The following is a 14,028-nucleotide window of genomic DNA, read 5'->3' as shown; positions in this document are numbered from 1 at the left end:
AAACGGTTTCGGGCTTTGTTAAATCGTCGTTAAAGTTGAATTGAGCATTCAATAAATATTTAATTTTATTCGTTGAGCATATATCTTAAACTGAAAATTATGAAGAAGATTTTAACACTAGTATTGGTTTCAGCTCTTGGCGGTATATTGACGTTGGGGGCCTACAAATTATTATTGGAAGAAAAACAAACTGTTGTGGTAAATACAACGGATGAAAACCCTACATTTTTACCTACCAGCAATACAAACACACTGTTTAAACCCTACGAAACCCCTGACTTTACCAAAGCGGCTGAAAATACAGTGAATGCCGTGGTACATGTTAAGAACGTGACTATCAGTTCGGGACAAATGACGTTTGAAGACCTGTTTTTTGGCAGAAGTCCGCGTCGCGCCCAAATGGGTACGGGCTCTGGGGTCATTATTACTCCAGACGGTTACATTATTACAAATAACCATGTGGTTGATAAATCGCAAGAACTATCCGTAACCCTAAATAACAATAAGACGTATCAGGCCGAAATTATTGGTGCAGATCCTAAAACGGATATCGCCCTGTTAAAAATTGAAACAGATGAGGACTTACCGGTCGTTACTTTCGGGGATTCCGACCAAGCCAAAATTGGCGAATGGGTATTGGCCGTTGGCAATCCATTTAATTTGACCTCCACCGTTACCGCTGGAATCATCAGTGCCAAATCAAGGGATTTAACAGGAACCCACTCCCAGTCCTTTATTCAAACTGATGCCGCCGTAAATCCAGGGAATTCTGGAGGTGCTTTAGTTAATAGCAACGGTGAGCTTATCGGTATTAATACAGCCATTTCTTCACAAACAGGTTCCTATATAGGATATTCCTTTGCGGTACCCAGTAATATTGCCAGAAAAGTGGTAGAGGATATTATGGAATATGGCAACGTTCAAAATGGGGTACTGGGGATAACTGGTAGCACCTTAAACAGTAAAGCTGCCGAAGCCTTAGAAATATCAGACACCCAAGGTTTTTATATTGCAGGCATAGTTGAAGATTCTGGTGCCGAAGAAGCTGGATTGAAGGAAGGCGATATTATTAAATCCATTGATAACGTAAAAATTTCAAGATTTTCAGATTTAAAAGGACACTTGAACACCAAGCGACCTAATGATATTGTTAATGTGACATTTTCACGCGATGGAGAGGTAAAAACCATTCCTGTGCGTTTGGTCAAAAATGAAACCTATAACATGCCCTTAGTGGGTCAGATTAAAAATGCGAAACCTGCGGATTTGAAGAAGTTAAAGGCAAATAATGGTGTGAAAATCGTAGAGCTAAATGGCCAATATGCGGAATACTGGCAGAAGAACGGGGTGGGTCAAGGCTCAATAATTACCGCTATAAATGATGTTGAAATTAATAATGTAGATGACGTACAAAATGTATTAAAGAATAGGTCCTCAAACGAGCCTATGCGCATTGAACTCATCAATAAAAATGGCGAAAAAGAACGTTATAATTTTAGATAAACAACAATAAATTTTTGATTGAAATGGCCCTCCAGATGGAGGGTTATTTTTTTGGCATACCTGCATTACTTCAACATGCTCAGCACAAGTCGGGAGAATCATAATTTCATAAGACTCCTTGTCATCTTACAACAAGGATAATTTTTTTGAAATACCTTACGAAAACGTTTGAAATATGGTATTTTTGTTTCAAATTTAAACCACAAACTGAATAACATGACTTCAAATGCAACCTACGAAAAAGAGCTCGCTTTTCAGGCTGATAGACGTCGGGCTACTGTTGAATTTATCAAAATCGTGAGCGATCTTTGGTATGACAAATCGGTGGAGCTAGTACTCTTCAAAAACCAACTTATCGATAAAAATGTGAGTCAAATTTTATCGCTACATAACTACGCTGGTGAGTTTGTTCAAAAGCCTATTTCAATCTTTGACTCCGTTGAAATTGCAAAAGCTATTTTGGAGCTTGACATTCCCCCAGCCAAATTGGATATTGGCAAATTGACATACGAATTTCATTTAGAAGAAAACAAATACCACAATGCCCGTGGCTTTGTAGCCTACAAGATTAAGGATGCCAAAAAATCAAAGGATATTCAACCGAAGGATGTTATTCTTTATGGCTTTGGTAGAATTGGGCGTTTGGTGGCTCGTGAATTGATGGCGAGAACCGGAAAAGGAAGCCAATTGCGTCTGAGGGCTATTGTTACCCGGGGCGAAATCAATCCAGAAATCCTTGAAAAAAGAGCGGCACTGTTGCGCAACGACTCCATTCATGGCGAATTTCCCGGAACCGTAGTAAGTGATCCCCAAAAGAACTGCCTTATTATCAATGGTACAACGGTACATCTTATTAACGCCAATGCCCCAGAGGATATTGATTACACTCAATTCAAAATAAAAGATGCGTTAGTTATAGATAATACTGGAGCGTTTAGAGACAAAAAAGCGCTTTCCAGACATTTAAAATCTAAAGGTGTAGACAAAGTATTGTTGACCGCTCCCGGAAAGGGCGTACCTAATATTGTGCACGGGGTCAACCATTTTGAATATAGCCCAAACCATATTAAAATATTTTCAGCTGCTTCATGCACCACCAATGCTATTACCCCAATTTTAAAGGCTGTAGAGGATTCGCTTGGTGTAAAAAGTGGCCATTTAGAAACTATCCATGCCTATACTAATGACCAAAATTTGGTAGATAATTTTCACAAAAAATACCGTCGTGGTCGCGCCGCTGGGCTTAACATGGTAATTACCGAAACAGGAGCTGGTACGGCCGTAGCTAAAGCATTACCTAGCTTAGAAGGTAAATTGACATCAAATGCAATTCGGGTTCCGGTACCAAATGGCTCGCTAGCTATCTTAAATCTAGAACTAGACAGAAAAACCTCAACGGATGGCATGAATGCCATTATCAAAAAGTACGCTTTGGAGGGGGATTTGGTGGAACAAATCAAATTTGAACTTAGCGATGAACTGGTTTCTAGTGATATCGTTGGCTGTTCTGCTCCGTCTATCTACGACAGCAAAGCGACCATTGTAAGAAAGGATGGAAGGAATGCCATTCTTTATGTTTGGTATGACAATGAATATGGCTACAGCCATCAGGTTGTGCGGTTAGCAAAATACATCGCAAAAGTTAGAAGATATACTTATTATTAAGAACATCTAAAGCACCAAAATCACCGTATATTTTCCTGAACAGCTTCACTTTTGTGAGGCTGTTCATAAATTAATGCAGTCTATTGAACTTTATTTTTTATTTTCGCAAAATCTAGTTAACCTATTTAAAAACAACCAAATGAATACCATAAAATATACCCTCCTAGTATTTTCTATATTTTTTTGTAGCCTTACATTTTCGCAAGCCAGCCAAGAGGAAGACAAGCTATCATTAAACAGTGGCACCATAGATAGTCAGTTTGAATTTATATTCAAAAAGTCTGGAAATTTCAAAGGTACAAACGGACAAGCCTACGAAGCTGTAAAGCGTAGTTGGTTATCTATTTTAAGGTCCCATGTTAATGACTCCCTAAAAGGAATCCGTAAGGAATTGAGCGATACGCAAGCTGTTGTAAAGAACCAAGCTAACGAAATATCAGAATTAAAAACGAACCTAGGCAACACTCAAGTTACTTTGGATAAAACTAATCTTGAAAAAGACAGTATGGCGCTATTAGGGCTTCAAATGAGCAAAACAGGGTATAATTCTTTGATGTGGGCCATAATTGCCGGCTTGCTGGCATTGTTGCTTTTCTTTATCTATAAATTTAAAAACAGCAACGCCGTGACCAAACAAGCCAAGCAGAATCTGGCGGAAATTGAGGAAGAGTTTGAGGAGCACAGAAAAACAGCCTTGGAGCGCGAACAAAAAGTAAGGCGCCAGCTACAGGACGAGATCAACAAGCAGAAAAAAGTTTAAAATACATTAACCCGATAGGTTTTAAAAGCTATCGGGTTTTTTTATGCGGAATGGTTAATTTTGTTTTATGCCATTACAATTTTCATTCATAATCCCAGTTTATAATCGTCCCGAGGAAATCGAGGAACTTTTGCAAAGTTTCAAGGCGATGGAAACCGATTTAGATTATGAAATTGTAATTGTTGAAGATGGTTCTAAAAAGACCTCGGAGACTACTGTAAATCAATTCAAAGGCGATTTAAATATTTCCTATTTCTACAAGGGAAATACTGGTCCGGGAGACTCCAGAAATTATGGGATGCAAAAGGCCCCGGGCAACTATTTTATCATTTTGGATAGTGATGTTATCCTTCCAAAGAATTATTTAAGTGAAGTTGACAAAAGCCTTAAAAGGGAATTTGTTGACTGTTTTGGAGGGCCGGATGGAGCACACGAGTCTTTCACAATTCTACAAAAGGCTATCAATTTTACGATGACTTCTTTTATCACTACCGGGGGTATCCGAGGGAATAAAAATGCGGTAGATAAATTCCAACCAAGAAGTTTCAATATGGGTCTGTCCAAAGAGGCTTTTTTAGCCTCCGGAGGATTTGGTCGCATTCACCCTGGTGAAGACCCAGATTTGTCCATTAGGCTATGGGGTTTAGGGTTTCAAACTAAATTAATACCTAGTGCAGTCGTGTTTCACAAAAGGCGTATCTCTTGGAAAAAGTTTTATGAACAGGTGCATAAATTTGGTTTGGTACGCCCAATTTTAAACAAGTGGCACCCTTCTACTAAAAAGTTGACATATTGGTTCCCCACACTATTTTGGTCTGGGCTAATATTGGCAATTCTATTGTTGTTTTTCAATTTCGGCATTTTATTTTGGCTGTATATGGTTTACTTTTTAGTGGCTTTTATTGTAGCTTTGGTTTCAACAAAAAGTATCGCCGTGGCTATTGTTGGCTTGCTGGCCATACTGGTTCAATTTTTTGGCTACGGCTATGGATTTTTAAAATCGACTATTGCAATCCATTGGCTCAACAAAATGCCGGAAGAGCGTTTTCCTAAATTATTCTTTAAGTCAAAGTGATTAGAAAATTAAAAAAAGAGCTTTTAGCTTCAGTGAAAAACAAAAGGTTGAACGTGTTTCTTCTCTTTCTATCTTCGTCCTTTGTTATTTTGATTTTTACCAAACTTTCCAAAGAATATACTAATACTGTGGCTTTTGAAGTAAAAAGATTAAATGTGCCACGGGACAAAGTCATTTTGAATGATTCCAATAATAAGCTGGATATCCGTTTGAAAACCCATGGATTTAAATGGTTGCAGTATTGTCTTACCAAACCACAAATTGCTGTCGATTTTTCAAATGAAGTATACAAAACAGGGTCGTCATATGTGTTTGCAAGGTCGGTTTCATATTTAAATGAAAAGAAGCAGTTTCAAAATCAGGTGAAATTGCTAAGTATAGATCCAGATACTTTAGTGTTTCGATTCGATACGAATATGGTGAAAAAAGTACCCGTATTGGCAAAAGCTGAAATACAATTCGCCCCAGGCTTTGATATGTTAAACGAAGTTGAAGCAGATCCAGATTCGATTGTTGTAGTTGGGCCACATGATATGGTTGAAAGTTTGCAAGGTTTGGAAACCGAATTGGTTCAACTGGACAATGTTAAGACGGATATTTCAAAAAAGGCAAGACTTAAACTTCCAAAAAACAGAAAGGATTTGAAGTTTTCTTTGGATGAAGTGGAATTGGTTGCTGATGTTGAGAAGTTTACTGAAGGCACGGTAAAAATCCCTATCAGGGTGATAAACGTGCCCGATAGTATTTCTATCAAATGTTTTCCAAAGGAAGTTAATGTGTCCTATTATACCAGTTTAGAGTATTTCAACAGTGTCAAACCAAAAGATTTTAGAGTGGTTTGCGACTATAATAAGGCAGGTCAAAACCAATCGTTTTTAATCACAGAATTGGTGAGATTTCCAGAAAACGTAAAACGTATCAAATTGAGCCAACAACGCATAGAATTCATTATCGTAAAATGACAATAGTAGGGCTAACAGGAGGTATAGGTAGTGGGAAAACAACAGTGGCTAAGGCATTTGAAGCGCTAGGCATTCCTGTTTATATAGCAGATGAAGAGGCCAAAAAACTGATGCACCGATCAAAAGTGATCAAGCGTAAACTTATAGCCCTTTTTGGAGAGAATGCCTATGTGGATGGCAAATTAAACCGACCATTTTTGGCGGAGATTATATTCAATGATAAGGCAATCTTGCAAAAAATGAATGCTATCGTTCATCCAAAAGTCAAAAGACATTTTGAGAAATGGGTAGCAAAACAGAATGCTCCTTATGTAATAAAAGAGGTAGCTATTTTATTTGAAAGTGAAGGGGACAAACAGATGGATTTTGTTATTACCGTTACGGCTCCAATATCCCTAAGAATTGAGAGGTTGCTAAACCGGGACAATTCTTCAAAAGAAAAAATCGAATCTATTATGAAAAATCAATGGCCGGACGACAAAAAAATAGCCCTATCAGATTTTGTAATTTCAAACGAAGATTTAGGGAAAACCAAACATCAAGTCCAAGAAATTCACCGTCAAATACTTAAAAAAACGCAATAAAAAATCTGTTATGGCATTTTTGTTAATGTAAGGTTAAATGATAAGTTGACTAAATGTTAAAATGTTAATTTTGGGTGATGAGCAAAAAAGTTTTTGTCCTGCTGATAATATTGATGAGTGCGTCGCTTGTAGGAATCATTTTTGTTCAGGTGTTTTTTATCAATGGTGCTGTTGAAAATGAAAAGGACCGCTTTAAGTTCAATGTAAAAAGTGCGTTGAGCTATGCATCTAATGCCATTGAAAAAAAGGAGTTGGATACCTATTTTCAGCGTTTTCAAAGTTTGGACAGTGAAAAGAAAAAGGACTCCGCGGCAGTTTCACAACTGTTTATTTATCAGCAAAATAACAGTACAAAGGAAACGTTAATCTATAAAAGTAATGTGCTGGAGGATAATTACAAATTATCTTCATCGCTCTTTGACATCGGTTTAGATAGTATTGATATTAGGAATATTATAGGGACTTCAAAAATTGAGGTGTACGATAACGCCAATTTAAATGATAGGGATCTTAAGCCCAACCCGATTTTGAATATTATTAACAGCGGTCGTTTAAGGGATGCCGAAAAGAATTATTTCTATAATAACCTTCGGGCGTTTGCAAAGACTATCCCTGTACACAAAAGAGTTTCCAAGGAGGATATATCAGAATTGTTGTCCAAAAAATTAAAGGAAAATGGTATTGATATCGACTTTGAATTTGCGGTTTATAGCAGGGATTTGGCCACTAAAGTTTACAGCGAAGGTTTCGAAAAAGATGAAAAATCAACTTTTAGTGTCCCCGTTTTTTATGACGAAAATAATCAGAGTAACTATAAACTTTTGGTGAATTTTCCCGATGACCATAAATTTATTTTGTCGTCCATTATTGGAATGATTATGTTATCGGTAGTATTCACTTTGATTATCGTTTTGGCCTATTCAAGTGCTTTGTTCCAATTGGTGAAACAGCGTAAAATATCACAAATTAAAACGGATTTTATCAACAATATGACCCACGAGTTCAAAACACCAATTGCTACCATAAATTTGGCATTGGATGCGATTAAGAACCCGAAAATTATTGAGGATCAGAAAAAGGTAGTGCGTTATCTGAATATGATCAAAGAAGAAAACAAAAGGATGCACGCGCAGGTTGAAAATGTGTTGAGAATATCTAAACTGGAAAAAAACGAGCTGAATATCAGTAAGGACAGGGTTGATTTACACGATTTGGTTGAAGATGCTATCACTCATGTAGAACTGATTGTTGAGGACAGACAGGGGTATATAAAAACACATTTGGATGCGGATTATTCGACTGTTTTGGCAAATGAAACCCATTTTACAAATGTGATAGTAAATATGTTGGATAACGCCATAAAATATTCGCCTGAAGCGCCGCAAATAGACGTGTTTACTGAAAATGTGGGAACAAATATATTGTTGAGAATTCAGGATCAAGGCAGTGGCATGAGCAAAGCTGCGGCTAAACGTGTTTTCGAAAAGTTTTATAGGGAGCATACAGGAAACATACATAATGTAAAAGGACATGGACTGGGGTTGGCCTATGTGAAGCGCATAGTGGACGACCATCAGGGATACGTGTCCGTAGAAAGTGAAAAAGGAAAAGGAAGTACTTTTACGATAAAGCTTCCCTTAATATCATAAACATATGGAAGAGCAAAACAAGAAAATTTTATTGGTTGAGGACGATCCGAATTTCGGAACCGTGCTTCGAGATTATTTAATGATGAACGACTATGATGTGGTGCATGCCAAAAACGGTATGGAAGGCTTTGAAAAATTCAAGAAGGACGATTACGATTTATGTATTTTGGACGTGATGATGCCATATAAGGACGGATTTACCCTTGCCAAGGAAATCCGTGAAAAAAATACGGATGTGCCTATTGTTTTTTTGACTGCAAAAGCGATGAAGGAAGATGTATTAAAAGGCTATAAAGTAGGGGCAGACGATTATTTAAACAAGCCGTTTGATAGCGAAGTGTTGCTCATGAAAATTAAGGCCATTATGCAACGAAAGGCTACTGAAACTATATCCGATAGCAAGCAGTTTGAGTTTGAAATTGGCCGTTTCCATTTGAATTCCAAATTACGGTTTTTACGTTTTGATGGGGGAGAGCCAACAAAACTTTCTCCTAAAGAGAATGAATTGTTGCGCTTGTTGGCGTTACATGAAAATGACTTAATGCCTCGTGAATTAGCGTTGACCAAGATTTGGCGCGATGATAATTATTTTACCTCTAGAAGTATGGATGTTTACATTGCCAAACTCCGCAAATACTTAAAGCCTGATGACAAGGTGGAAATTTTGAATATTCACGGCGAAGGGTTTAGATTGGTGGTGAATAGCTAGAAACTTAAATTATATATAGATTAGAAATCCGGTTGTTGCCGGATTTTTTTTTGAATATCCGGATGAGCTTACATTTATAACTTGACGCAAGTCCTGAAAGCTTATTGTTTTACTTTCCACAAACGCCACCAAGGTACCCCGGGAGCATCATGATGCTCGTAGTGGTATCCAAAAAAATAGCAACTCAAAAAAGCCCAAATATGATTTTTCTCCAAAGAAGAAGAATGGTGCTTGTTGTCATGGTCATGCCCATCTTTGTGAGGTACATAGGTACCAAAATAAAAGAGCTGGAAAGTAGACAATATGCCAGGGAAAATCCAAAATAATAACAGATTATCCAACGGGAAAACCAATCGCAATAATTGCAGGGTAATGGTCATCAAAATCAATTGTTTCAACGTAGTGTACTTTTTAATAAAACTCCAATACCAAGGCCAAAACTTACCCGATTCATGGAAGTCAGGATCTTTGTCAGAAGCTACGAATCGATGATGTTCATGATGCTTTACCAGTAATCTATCGTAAAAATTGAAGGCGAATAGCATGGAGGTTATCCAGCCAATTAGGGTATTCCATTTTCTGTTTTTGGATACAGAGCCGTGCATGGCGTCATGAGCCGTAATAAACAATCCAGTGTACAAATGTGTCTGTAAAAGAATAGTTAAATAAACCAATGGATTTGCATAACTGATGTCCCAAATTAAAAGGGTGAAGAGCGAAAAAAACCAAATAAAAATCATCACAAAAGCAATGATAATCCCATAGGGATCCACAGCCTTGTAAAGTGGTTTTGTAGATTTCATAGCAAATTTACATTAAAATAATGTCTAACAAAAATATAAAAAAATTAAACAAAAACAAATGTATTTCCTTGAGCTACAAAGATTTTCGATGAAATAAAGATGGAGTATAAGGGTTTCAGTCAAACGGATACTTTGTCCGGATAAAACTCACCTATAAACGTTGCTCGAGCCACGTATTAAATTCATAAAAGTTTTGAGGAGCCACCCCATGACCCACTGGAAATTCGGAGTACACATTTTTAATGTTCACCGAATTTAAAAAAGGTTGTGTTTGTCTAGCCCAATCTACAGGAATTACCTGGTCCACACTGCCATGCGAGCAATAAAAATCTAAATGGGAATACTCTTTTTCGCCGATATCTTCGGGCAAAATATCTTGATTGATGTAACCGCTAAGCGCAATAATATTTTTGACTTTTTCAGGATAAGTCAACGCCACGGCATAACTTAGAATTGTGCCTTGGCTAAATCCCAAAAGGGTGATATTGTCTTTTCCGATATCGTATTTAGATACAACTTCGTCAATGAATTTTGCAATTAAATCTACAGATTGCTTGGCTTGAACATTGTCGTTCCATTTTCCTTTGTCCGCATCAAAATTGATGGCGTACCATGCATTTCCAAAGGGTTGCATGCGATATGGTGCCCTTGCGGAAATAATCAAAAGTTCTTCGGGAAGTTCACTTGCAAATGAGAACAAATCATTTTCGTCACTACCGTAGCCATGGAGCATAATCAGTAGTGGGGGATTTTTATCGAGGGTGGATGGCCTCAAGACATAATCTAAAGAAAGAGAAGTGTACAACATTTATTTTCCAATATTTTGAAACCATTCCTGAAACAGTTTTCCAAAGAAAGGAATAAGCTTTGCCTCACCACGAACAGCAGTGATAATCCCGTAAACCCAAAGGATAAAAGTGCCGAACCACAACATAGTGCCTAGCCAACTGTTTACATATTTTTCGGTCAAGTTTGAAAAAATCAAAAGCAATACTAATCCAATCATTTGGCGCACGTGAAATGCAGTGAATGGATTTTTTTGATTTAGGTTTTTTATGATTGCTACAATTAGGCCTATAAAGGTAATGTAGGCCACAATTGCAAAAGTTTTACCTTCTTGAATTTCTTGTTGCGTCATTTTATTTTAATACAGCTTTTTTGTTAGCCACAATGCCATATACTTTACCCTTGAGGGTTTCACCTTTAAAGATGGCGTTTTTAGATTTTGAAACAATATGCTCGTTTCCAAATTCATAAGTGCCGTTAGGGTTGAAAAGCGCAACATTGAGAGGATTGCCTTCGTTGATTGGTGATGCAGAAACTCCAAAACGTCCTTTGCCACTGGTCAAAATTGAAATGGTTTTTTTCAAGGTGAAAATGTTTTGTAAAGCCCCAAAAGCACTTTCCAGGCCAATGGTGCCATAGTCGGCATGGTCAAATTCGATTTTTTTTAACTCAATATCCAATGGATTATGGTCACTGGTAACCATATCAATTGTCCCATCCTTTACGCCCTCGATTAGAGCATTAATATCGGTTTGGGTGCGTAGGGGAGGTTTCACCTTGAAATTCGTGTCAAACCCTGTCAAGTTTTCATCTGAAAAATAAAGGTTGTGAATCGCCACACTGCAACTCACATCTAGCTTTTTCTGCTTCGCCTCCCTGATTAAAGCAACGCTTTTCGCTGTAGAAATCGTTGGGATATGCAACTTGCCTCCTGTGTATTCCAAAAGGAATAAATCCCGCGCTACTTGCAGTTCTTCCGCTAAAGCCGGATTCCCCTTTAGACCCAAGGACGTGCTGGTAATATTCTCATTCATCACCCCTAAGCCTGCAATTTGGTTTTCCTGAGGAAAGGAACAAACCAATCCTCCAAAATTACTGGCATATTGTAAGGCGATTTTTAAAAGATTGGGGTTCGAAATCGGTTTTTTATAATCGTAAAACGCTACTGCCCCGGCATTTTTCATATCGAAAAGTTCCGCCAAATCCTCGCCGGCGCTATTTTGGGTTAAAGCACCGATGGGCAATAAGGCAACTGCCTTTTTTTCAGCTTTTGATTTTACGAATGCTACGTCAGAACTTGTATCAATTACCGGATGCGTATTTGGGTTTAAAGCCACGGCCGTAAAGCCCGAAAGCGAAGCAGTTCTCAAACCGTTTTCAATCGTTTCCCGCTCTTCAAATCCAGGCTCCCCAAAGGACACGCTACTGTCAAACCAGCCTTGCGAAACATGGAGGTTTTCAAACGTGATTTCTCTGTAGTTCTTTGGGTTTTTTAAATTCTGGCCAATTTTGGAAATCAATCCGTTTTCAACTAAAATATCTTGGGTAGTGTTATGAAAATCGCTTTTGGAATCTAGTATCGTGGCGGATTTTATCAGTATGTTCATTTAAAATATTTTAAGATGAGCATTTCTACGATCAGCAGGATCAGTGCAAAAGTAACAAACCATTTCCACAAGGCATTAATTTTAGTCTCACTTTTTAATGTATCAAAAACCGCAGTGATGGATGAATCCACATTTAAACCTTCAATGGAACCCAAATCGGTATAACTTAAATTGCTTTCCGTTCTTCTGTAATTATAGCTAACATTTTCGAAGGTATCACCATTATTTACAATGCTGTAAGTGCCCGCTTTGGATGGCAGTTCTTCTGTGGTAATTACTACTTTATTGTTAAAATTCTGCTGTCTCGGTATAAAGTTTAATTCCTTGTTTTTGAGTGATAGGACCCCATCATTTTTTAGTGTTGCTTTTACTTCATACTCATTTTGCTCACCTATGGAATAGTAAAGGTTTGGTGTTTTAAAGCTTTGCTTGGCGATGTTGTAAAAGGTCGGTACGATTAATGGTGAATTTTTGAAGTTTGAATTTTCGGTTTCAATAGAAGCGGTCAACAAAAAAATATTACCATTCGATATTAAAAATGGCTTCCCATCTTCAAAAGATAATATCGAAGCACCTCGATTATTCAAAGCAGTGTAAAACCCATTAACCTTCGGATATTGAAAATTTTTCACCTGTTTTTCAAAAACACCTTTACTATAGAGCGGATGGCCATAATGTATTGTAGTGACCCTTTTTTCGGAAGAGACGCTTTTCAAAAGCCCCAAGCCATAATTGTTAAGCAACAGATTGTAGGTCTCGATTGAAACATCATTAGACGGAATAATTTGTAAGGTTCCGCCGTTATCCGTAAATGTTTTTAATACGGAAACTAAAGTCATGGGAATGCTCTTTAATTCGTTTAAAATAATCAGGTTTTGAGCTGAAATACTATTGTAATTTAGGCTCCGAATCGAGGTGCTGGTAAAAGCAAATTCGTCCTCGGTGAAAATTCGCTTTAAAAAGTCGGCATCAGTTTCGCCAATCGCCAACACGTTTATTTTGTCAGTGGCATTAATGTTGAAATACAATCGATTATCAAATTGCAAATGTGTATCGTTGATGGTGATTTCCCCATTTATGGCCTCATTGGCGGGAAGGGAAAAAGTAACCGTTGCTTTAGAATCCACAGAGGTTGAGGTTTTCGCAATTATATTGCCGTCATTTAAAAGGGAAACTGGCAGATTGTCTATGGCGTTACCGGTATTTTTAATGATGGTTGTGAGTTCTAATTTGGTCGGCGTCACTTCTGAAATGTAGGCACTGTCCAACGAGACGTTTTGTGTATTGACAGGGTTTAATTTTACAGCATAAAAATTAATCGAGGAATCTCTTTCTTTTTGAAAATCGTCACTTCTATCTTGAAAATCAGAAATAAAAATGAGGTTTTTTATAGAAGAAGCATCTTTACTGAAGAGATTTTTGGACTTCAACAAAATTGCATTAAAGGAAGGTTGTTTGGATTCATATTCCAATCCCAACAATTCATTTTTGACAGCATTGACAGAGGTGTTTTTATAGGTTTTTGAATTGGTAACTATCGAGATATTTTGGCTCTCAGGAATATTGGAAATGATGTCCTGTATCGCTCTCTTGAGCAGAGGGCCATTAGCTCCTTTAGCCTGCATGCTAAAGGAATTATCCAAGTAAATAACCGTTTCTTGAACTTTGTTTAAGGTGTCGTTTTTTGAAAAATAGGGTTGTGCAAACGCAAGAATGATAAGTGCAAATAACAACAATCTGGTAATTAGTGTCAACCATTTTTTAAGTTGCGAACTTTTCCGGGTCTGTATGTTCACGTTTTTTAAAAAGGCCACATTGGTAAACGGCACTTTCTTGAATTTCCGAAGCTGAAATAAATGGACAATAATGGGGATAAGCAGTAAAAATAAAGCGTAAAGAAGTTCGGGGTATTTAAACTGCATTTA

General features: G+C 37.5%; 13 protein-coding genes. 8 read left to right on the top strand and 5 right to left on the bottom strand.

The annotated features are described in order from the left end of the window. The first annotated feature begins 99 nt into the window (after positions 1-99). The 8 genes from ACFSR8_RS09285 to ACFSR8_RS09250 all read left to right on the top strand — a co-directional run bounded on the left by ACFSR8_RS09285 (position 100) and on the right by ACFSR8_RS09250 (position 8,907). The gene (locus ACFSR8_RS09285; RefSeq protein WP_380291313.1) at positions 100-1,503 is read left to right on the top strand and encodes a trypsin-like peptidase domain-containing protein; all 1,404 of its coding nucleotides are present in this window, start codon (positions 100-102) and stop codon (positions 1,501-1,503) included. Between the two features lie 216 nt (positions 1,504-1,719). Continuing rightward, positions 1,720-3,168, top strand: a complete 1,449-nt coding sequence (locus tag ACFSR8_RS09280) for a glyceraldehyde-3-phosphate dehydrogenase (protein ID WP_380291311.1) — start codon at positions 1,720-1,722, stop codon at positions 3,166-3,168. Positions 3,169-3,307: 139 nt separating this feature from the next. Continuing rightward, positions 3,308-3,928 carry a tRNA (guanine-N1)-methyltransferase gene (locus ACFSR8_RS09275; RefSeq protein WP_380291309.1) on the top strand — a complete coding sequence of 207 codons (621 nt, stop codon included), beginning with the start codon at positions 3,308-3,310 and terminating at the stop codon, positions 3,926-3,928. A 67-nt stretch (positions 3,929-3,995) separates the two neighbouring features. Further along, complete coding sequence (locus tag ACFSR8_RS09270; protein ID WP_380291307.1) at positions 3,996-5,003, top strand: glycosyltransferase; 1,008 nt, start codon at positions 3,996-3,998, stop codon at positions 5,001-5,003. A gap of 53 nt (positions 5,004-5,056) precedes the next feature. Beyond that, positions 5,057-5,965, top strand: coding sequence for a CdaR family protein (locus tag ACFSR8_RS09265; RefSeq protein WP_380291305.1), 909 nt, complete (start codon positions 5,057-5,059; stop codon positions 5,963-5,965). After that, positions 5,962-6,549, top strand: a complete 588-nt coding sequence (gene coaE / locus ACFSR8_RS09260; RefSeq protein WP_380291303.1) for a dephospho-CoA kinase — start codon at positions 5,962-5,964, stop codon at positions 6,547-6,549. Before ACFSR8_RS09265 ends, coaE begins: the two co-directional genes overlap by 4 nt. 77 nt (positions 6,550-6,626) lie before the next feature. After that, on the top strand, positions 6,627-8,198 hold the full coding sequence (locus ACFSR8_RS09255; RefSeq protein ID WP_380291301.1) for a sensor histidine kinase: 1,572 nt from the start codon (positions 6,627-6,629) through the stop codon (positions 8,196-8,198). 4 nt (positions 8,199-8,202) lie between these two features. Further along, positions 8,203-8,907 carry a response regulator transcription factor gene (locus ACFSR8_RS09250; protein ID WP_186563698.1) on the top strand — a complete coding sequence of 235 codons (705 nt, stop codon included), beginning with the start codon at positions 8,203-8,205 and terminating at the stop codon, positions 8,905-8,907. Between the two features lie 101 nt (positions 8,908-9,008). Here the strand turns inward: ACFSR8_RS09250 and ACFSR8_RS09245 are convergent, their stop codons facing one another. The 5 genes from ACFSR8_RS09245 to ACFSR8_RS09225 form a co-directional block, all read right to left on the bottom strand. Then, positions 9,009-9,710, bottom strand: coding sequence for a fatty acid desaturase (locus ACFSR8_RS09245; protein ID WP_380291298.1), 702 nt, complete (start codon positions 9,708-9,710; stop codon positions 9,009-9,011). 151 nt (positions 9,711-9,861) lie between these two features. Beyond that, on the bottom strand, positions 9,862-10,518 hold the full coding sequence (locus tag ACFSR8_RS09240) for an alpha/beta hydrolase (RefSeq protein ID WP_380291296.1): 657 nt from the start codon (positions 10,516-10,518) through the stop codon (positions 9,862-9,864). Next, positions 10,519-10,848, bottom strand: a complete 330-nt coding sequence (locus ACFSR8_RS09235) for a DUF4870 domain-containing protein (protein WP_380291294.1) — start codon at positions 10,846-10,848, stop codon at positions 10,519-10,521. 1 nt (position 10,849) lies between these two features. Beyond that, positions 10,850-12,103: a dihydroorotase gene (locus ACFSR8_RS09230; protein WP_380291292.1), complete on the bottom strand. Its 1,254-nt coding sequence runs from the start codon at positions 12,101-12,103 to the stop codon at positions 10,850-10,852. Next, positions 12,100-14,025 (bottom strand): vWA domain-containing protein, encoded by a 1,926-nt coding sequence (locus ACFSR8_RS09225; RefSeq protein WP_380291290.1) that lies wholly within the window; start codon positions 14,023-14,025, stop codon positions 12,100-12,102. Before ACFSR8_RS09225 ends, ACFSR8_RS09230 begins: the two co-directional genes overlap by 4 nt. Between the last annotated feature and the right edge of the window lie 3 nt (positions 14,026-14,028).

Source organism: Hyunsoonleella rubra, from assembly GCF_042684665.1.
GTDB lineage: Bacteria > Bacteroidota > Bacteroidia > Flavobacteriales > Flavobacteriaceae > Jejuia > Jejuia rubra.
The sequence above is the reverse complement of the archived record's forward strand: the minus strand, read 5'-3'. Positions and strand labels throughout refer to the sequence as shown.

Coding starts and splice junctions, on each gene's coding strand:
- ACFSR8_RS09250 (WP_186563698.1), top strand. CDS start 8,203: ATGGAAGAGCAAAACAAGAAAATTTTATTGGTTGAGGACGATCCGAAT.
- ACFSR8_RS09275 (WP_380291309.1), top strand. CDS start 3,308: ATGAATACCATAAAATATACCCTCCTAGTATTTTCTATATTTTTTTGT.
- ACFSR8_RS09240 (WP_380291296.1), bottom strand. CDS start 10,518: ATGTTGTACACTTCTCTTTCTTTAGATTATGTCTTGAGGCCATCCACC.
- ACFSR8_RS09230 (WP_380291292.1), bottom strand. CDS start 12,103: ATGAACATACTGATAAAATCCGCCACGATACTAGATTCCAAAAGCGAT.
- ACFSR8_RS09245 (WP_380291298.1), bottom strand. CDS start 9,710: ATGAAATCTACAAAACCACTTTACAAGGCTGTGGATCCCTATGGGATT.
- coaE (WP_380291303.1), top strand. CDS start 5,962: ATGACAATAGTAGGGCTAACAGGAGGTATAGGTAGTGGGAAAACAACA.
- ACFSR8_RS09255 (WP_380291301.1), top strand. CDS start 6,627: ATGAGCAAAAAAGTTTTTGTCCTGCTGATAATATTGATGAGTGCGTCG.
- ACFSR8_RS09270 (WP_380291307.1), top strand. CDS start 3,996: ATGCCATTACAATTTTCATTCATAATCCCAGTTTATAATCGTCCCGAG.
- ACFSR8_RS09235 (WP_380291294.1), bottom strand. CDS start 10,848: ATGACGCAACAAGAAATTCAAGAAGGTAAAACTTTTGCAATTGTGGCC.
- ACFSR8_RS09280 (WP_380291311.1), top strand. CDS start 1,720: ATGACTTCAAATGCAACCTACGAAAAAGAGCTCGCTTTTCAGGCTGAT.
- ACFSR8_RS09225 (WP_380291290.1), bottom strand. CDS start 14,025: ATGCAGTTTAAATACCCCGAACTTCTTTACGCTTTATTTTTACTGCTT.
- ACFSR8_RS09285 (WP_380291313.1), top strand. CDS start 100: ATGAAGAAGATTTTAACACTAGTATTGGTTTCAGCTCTTGGCGGTATA.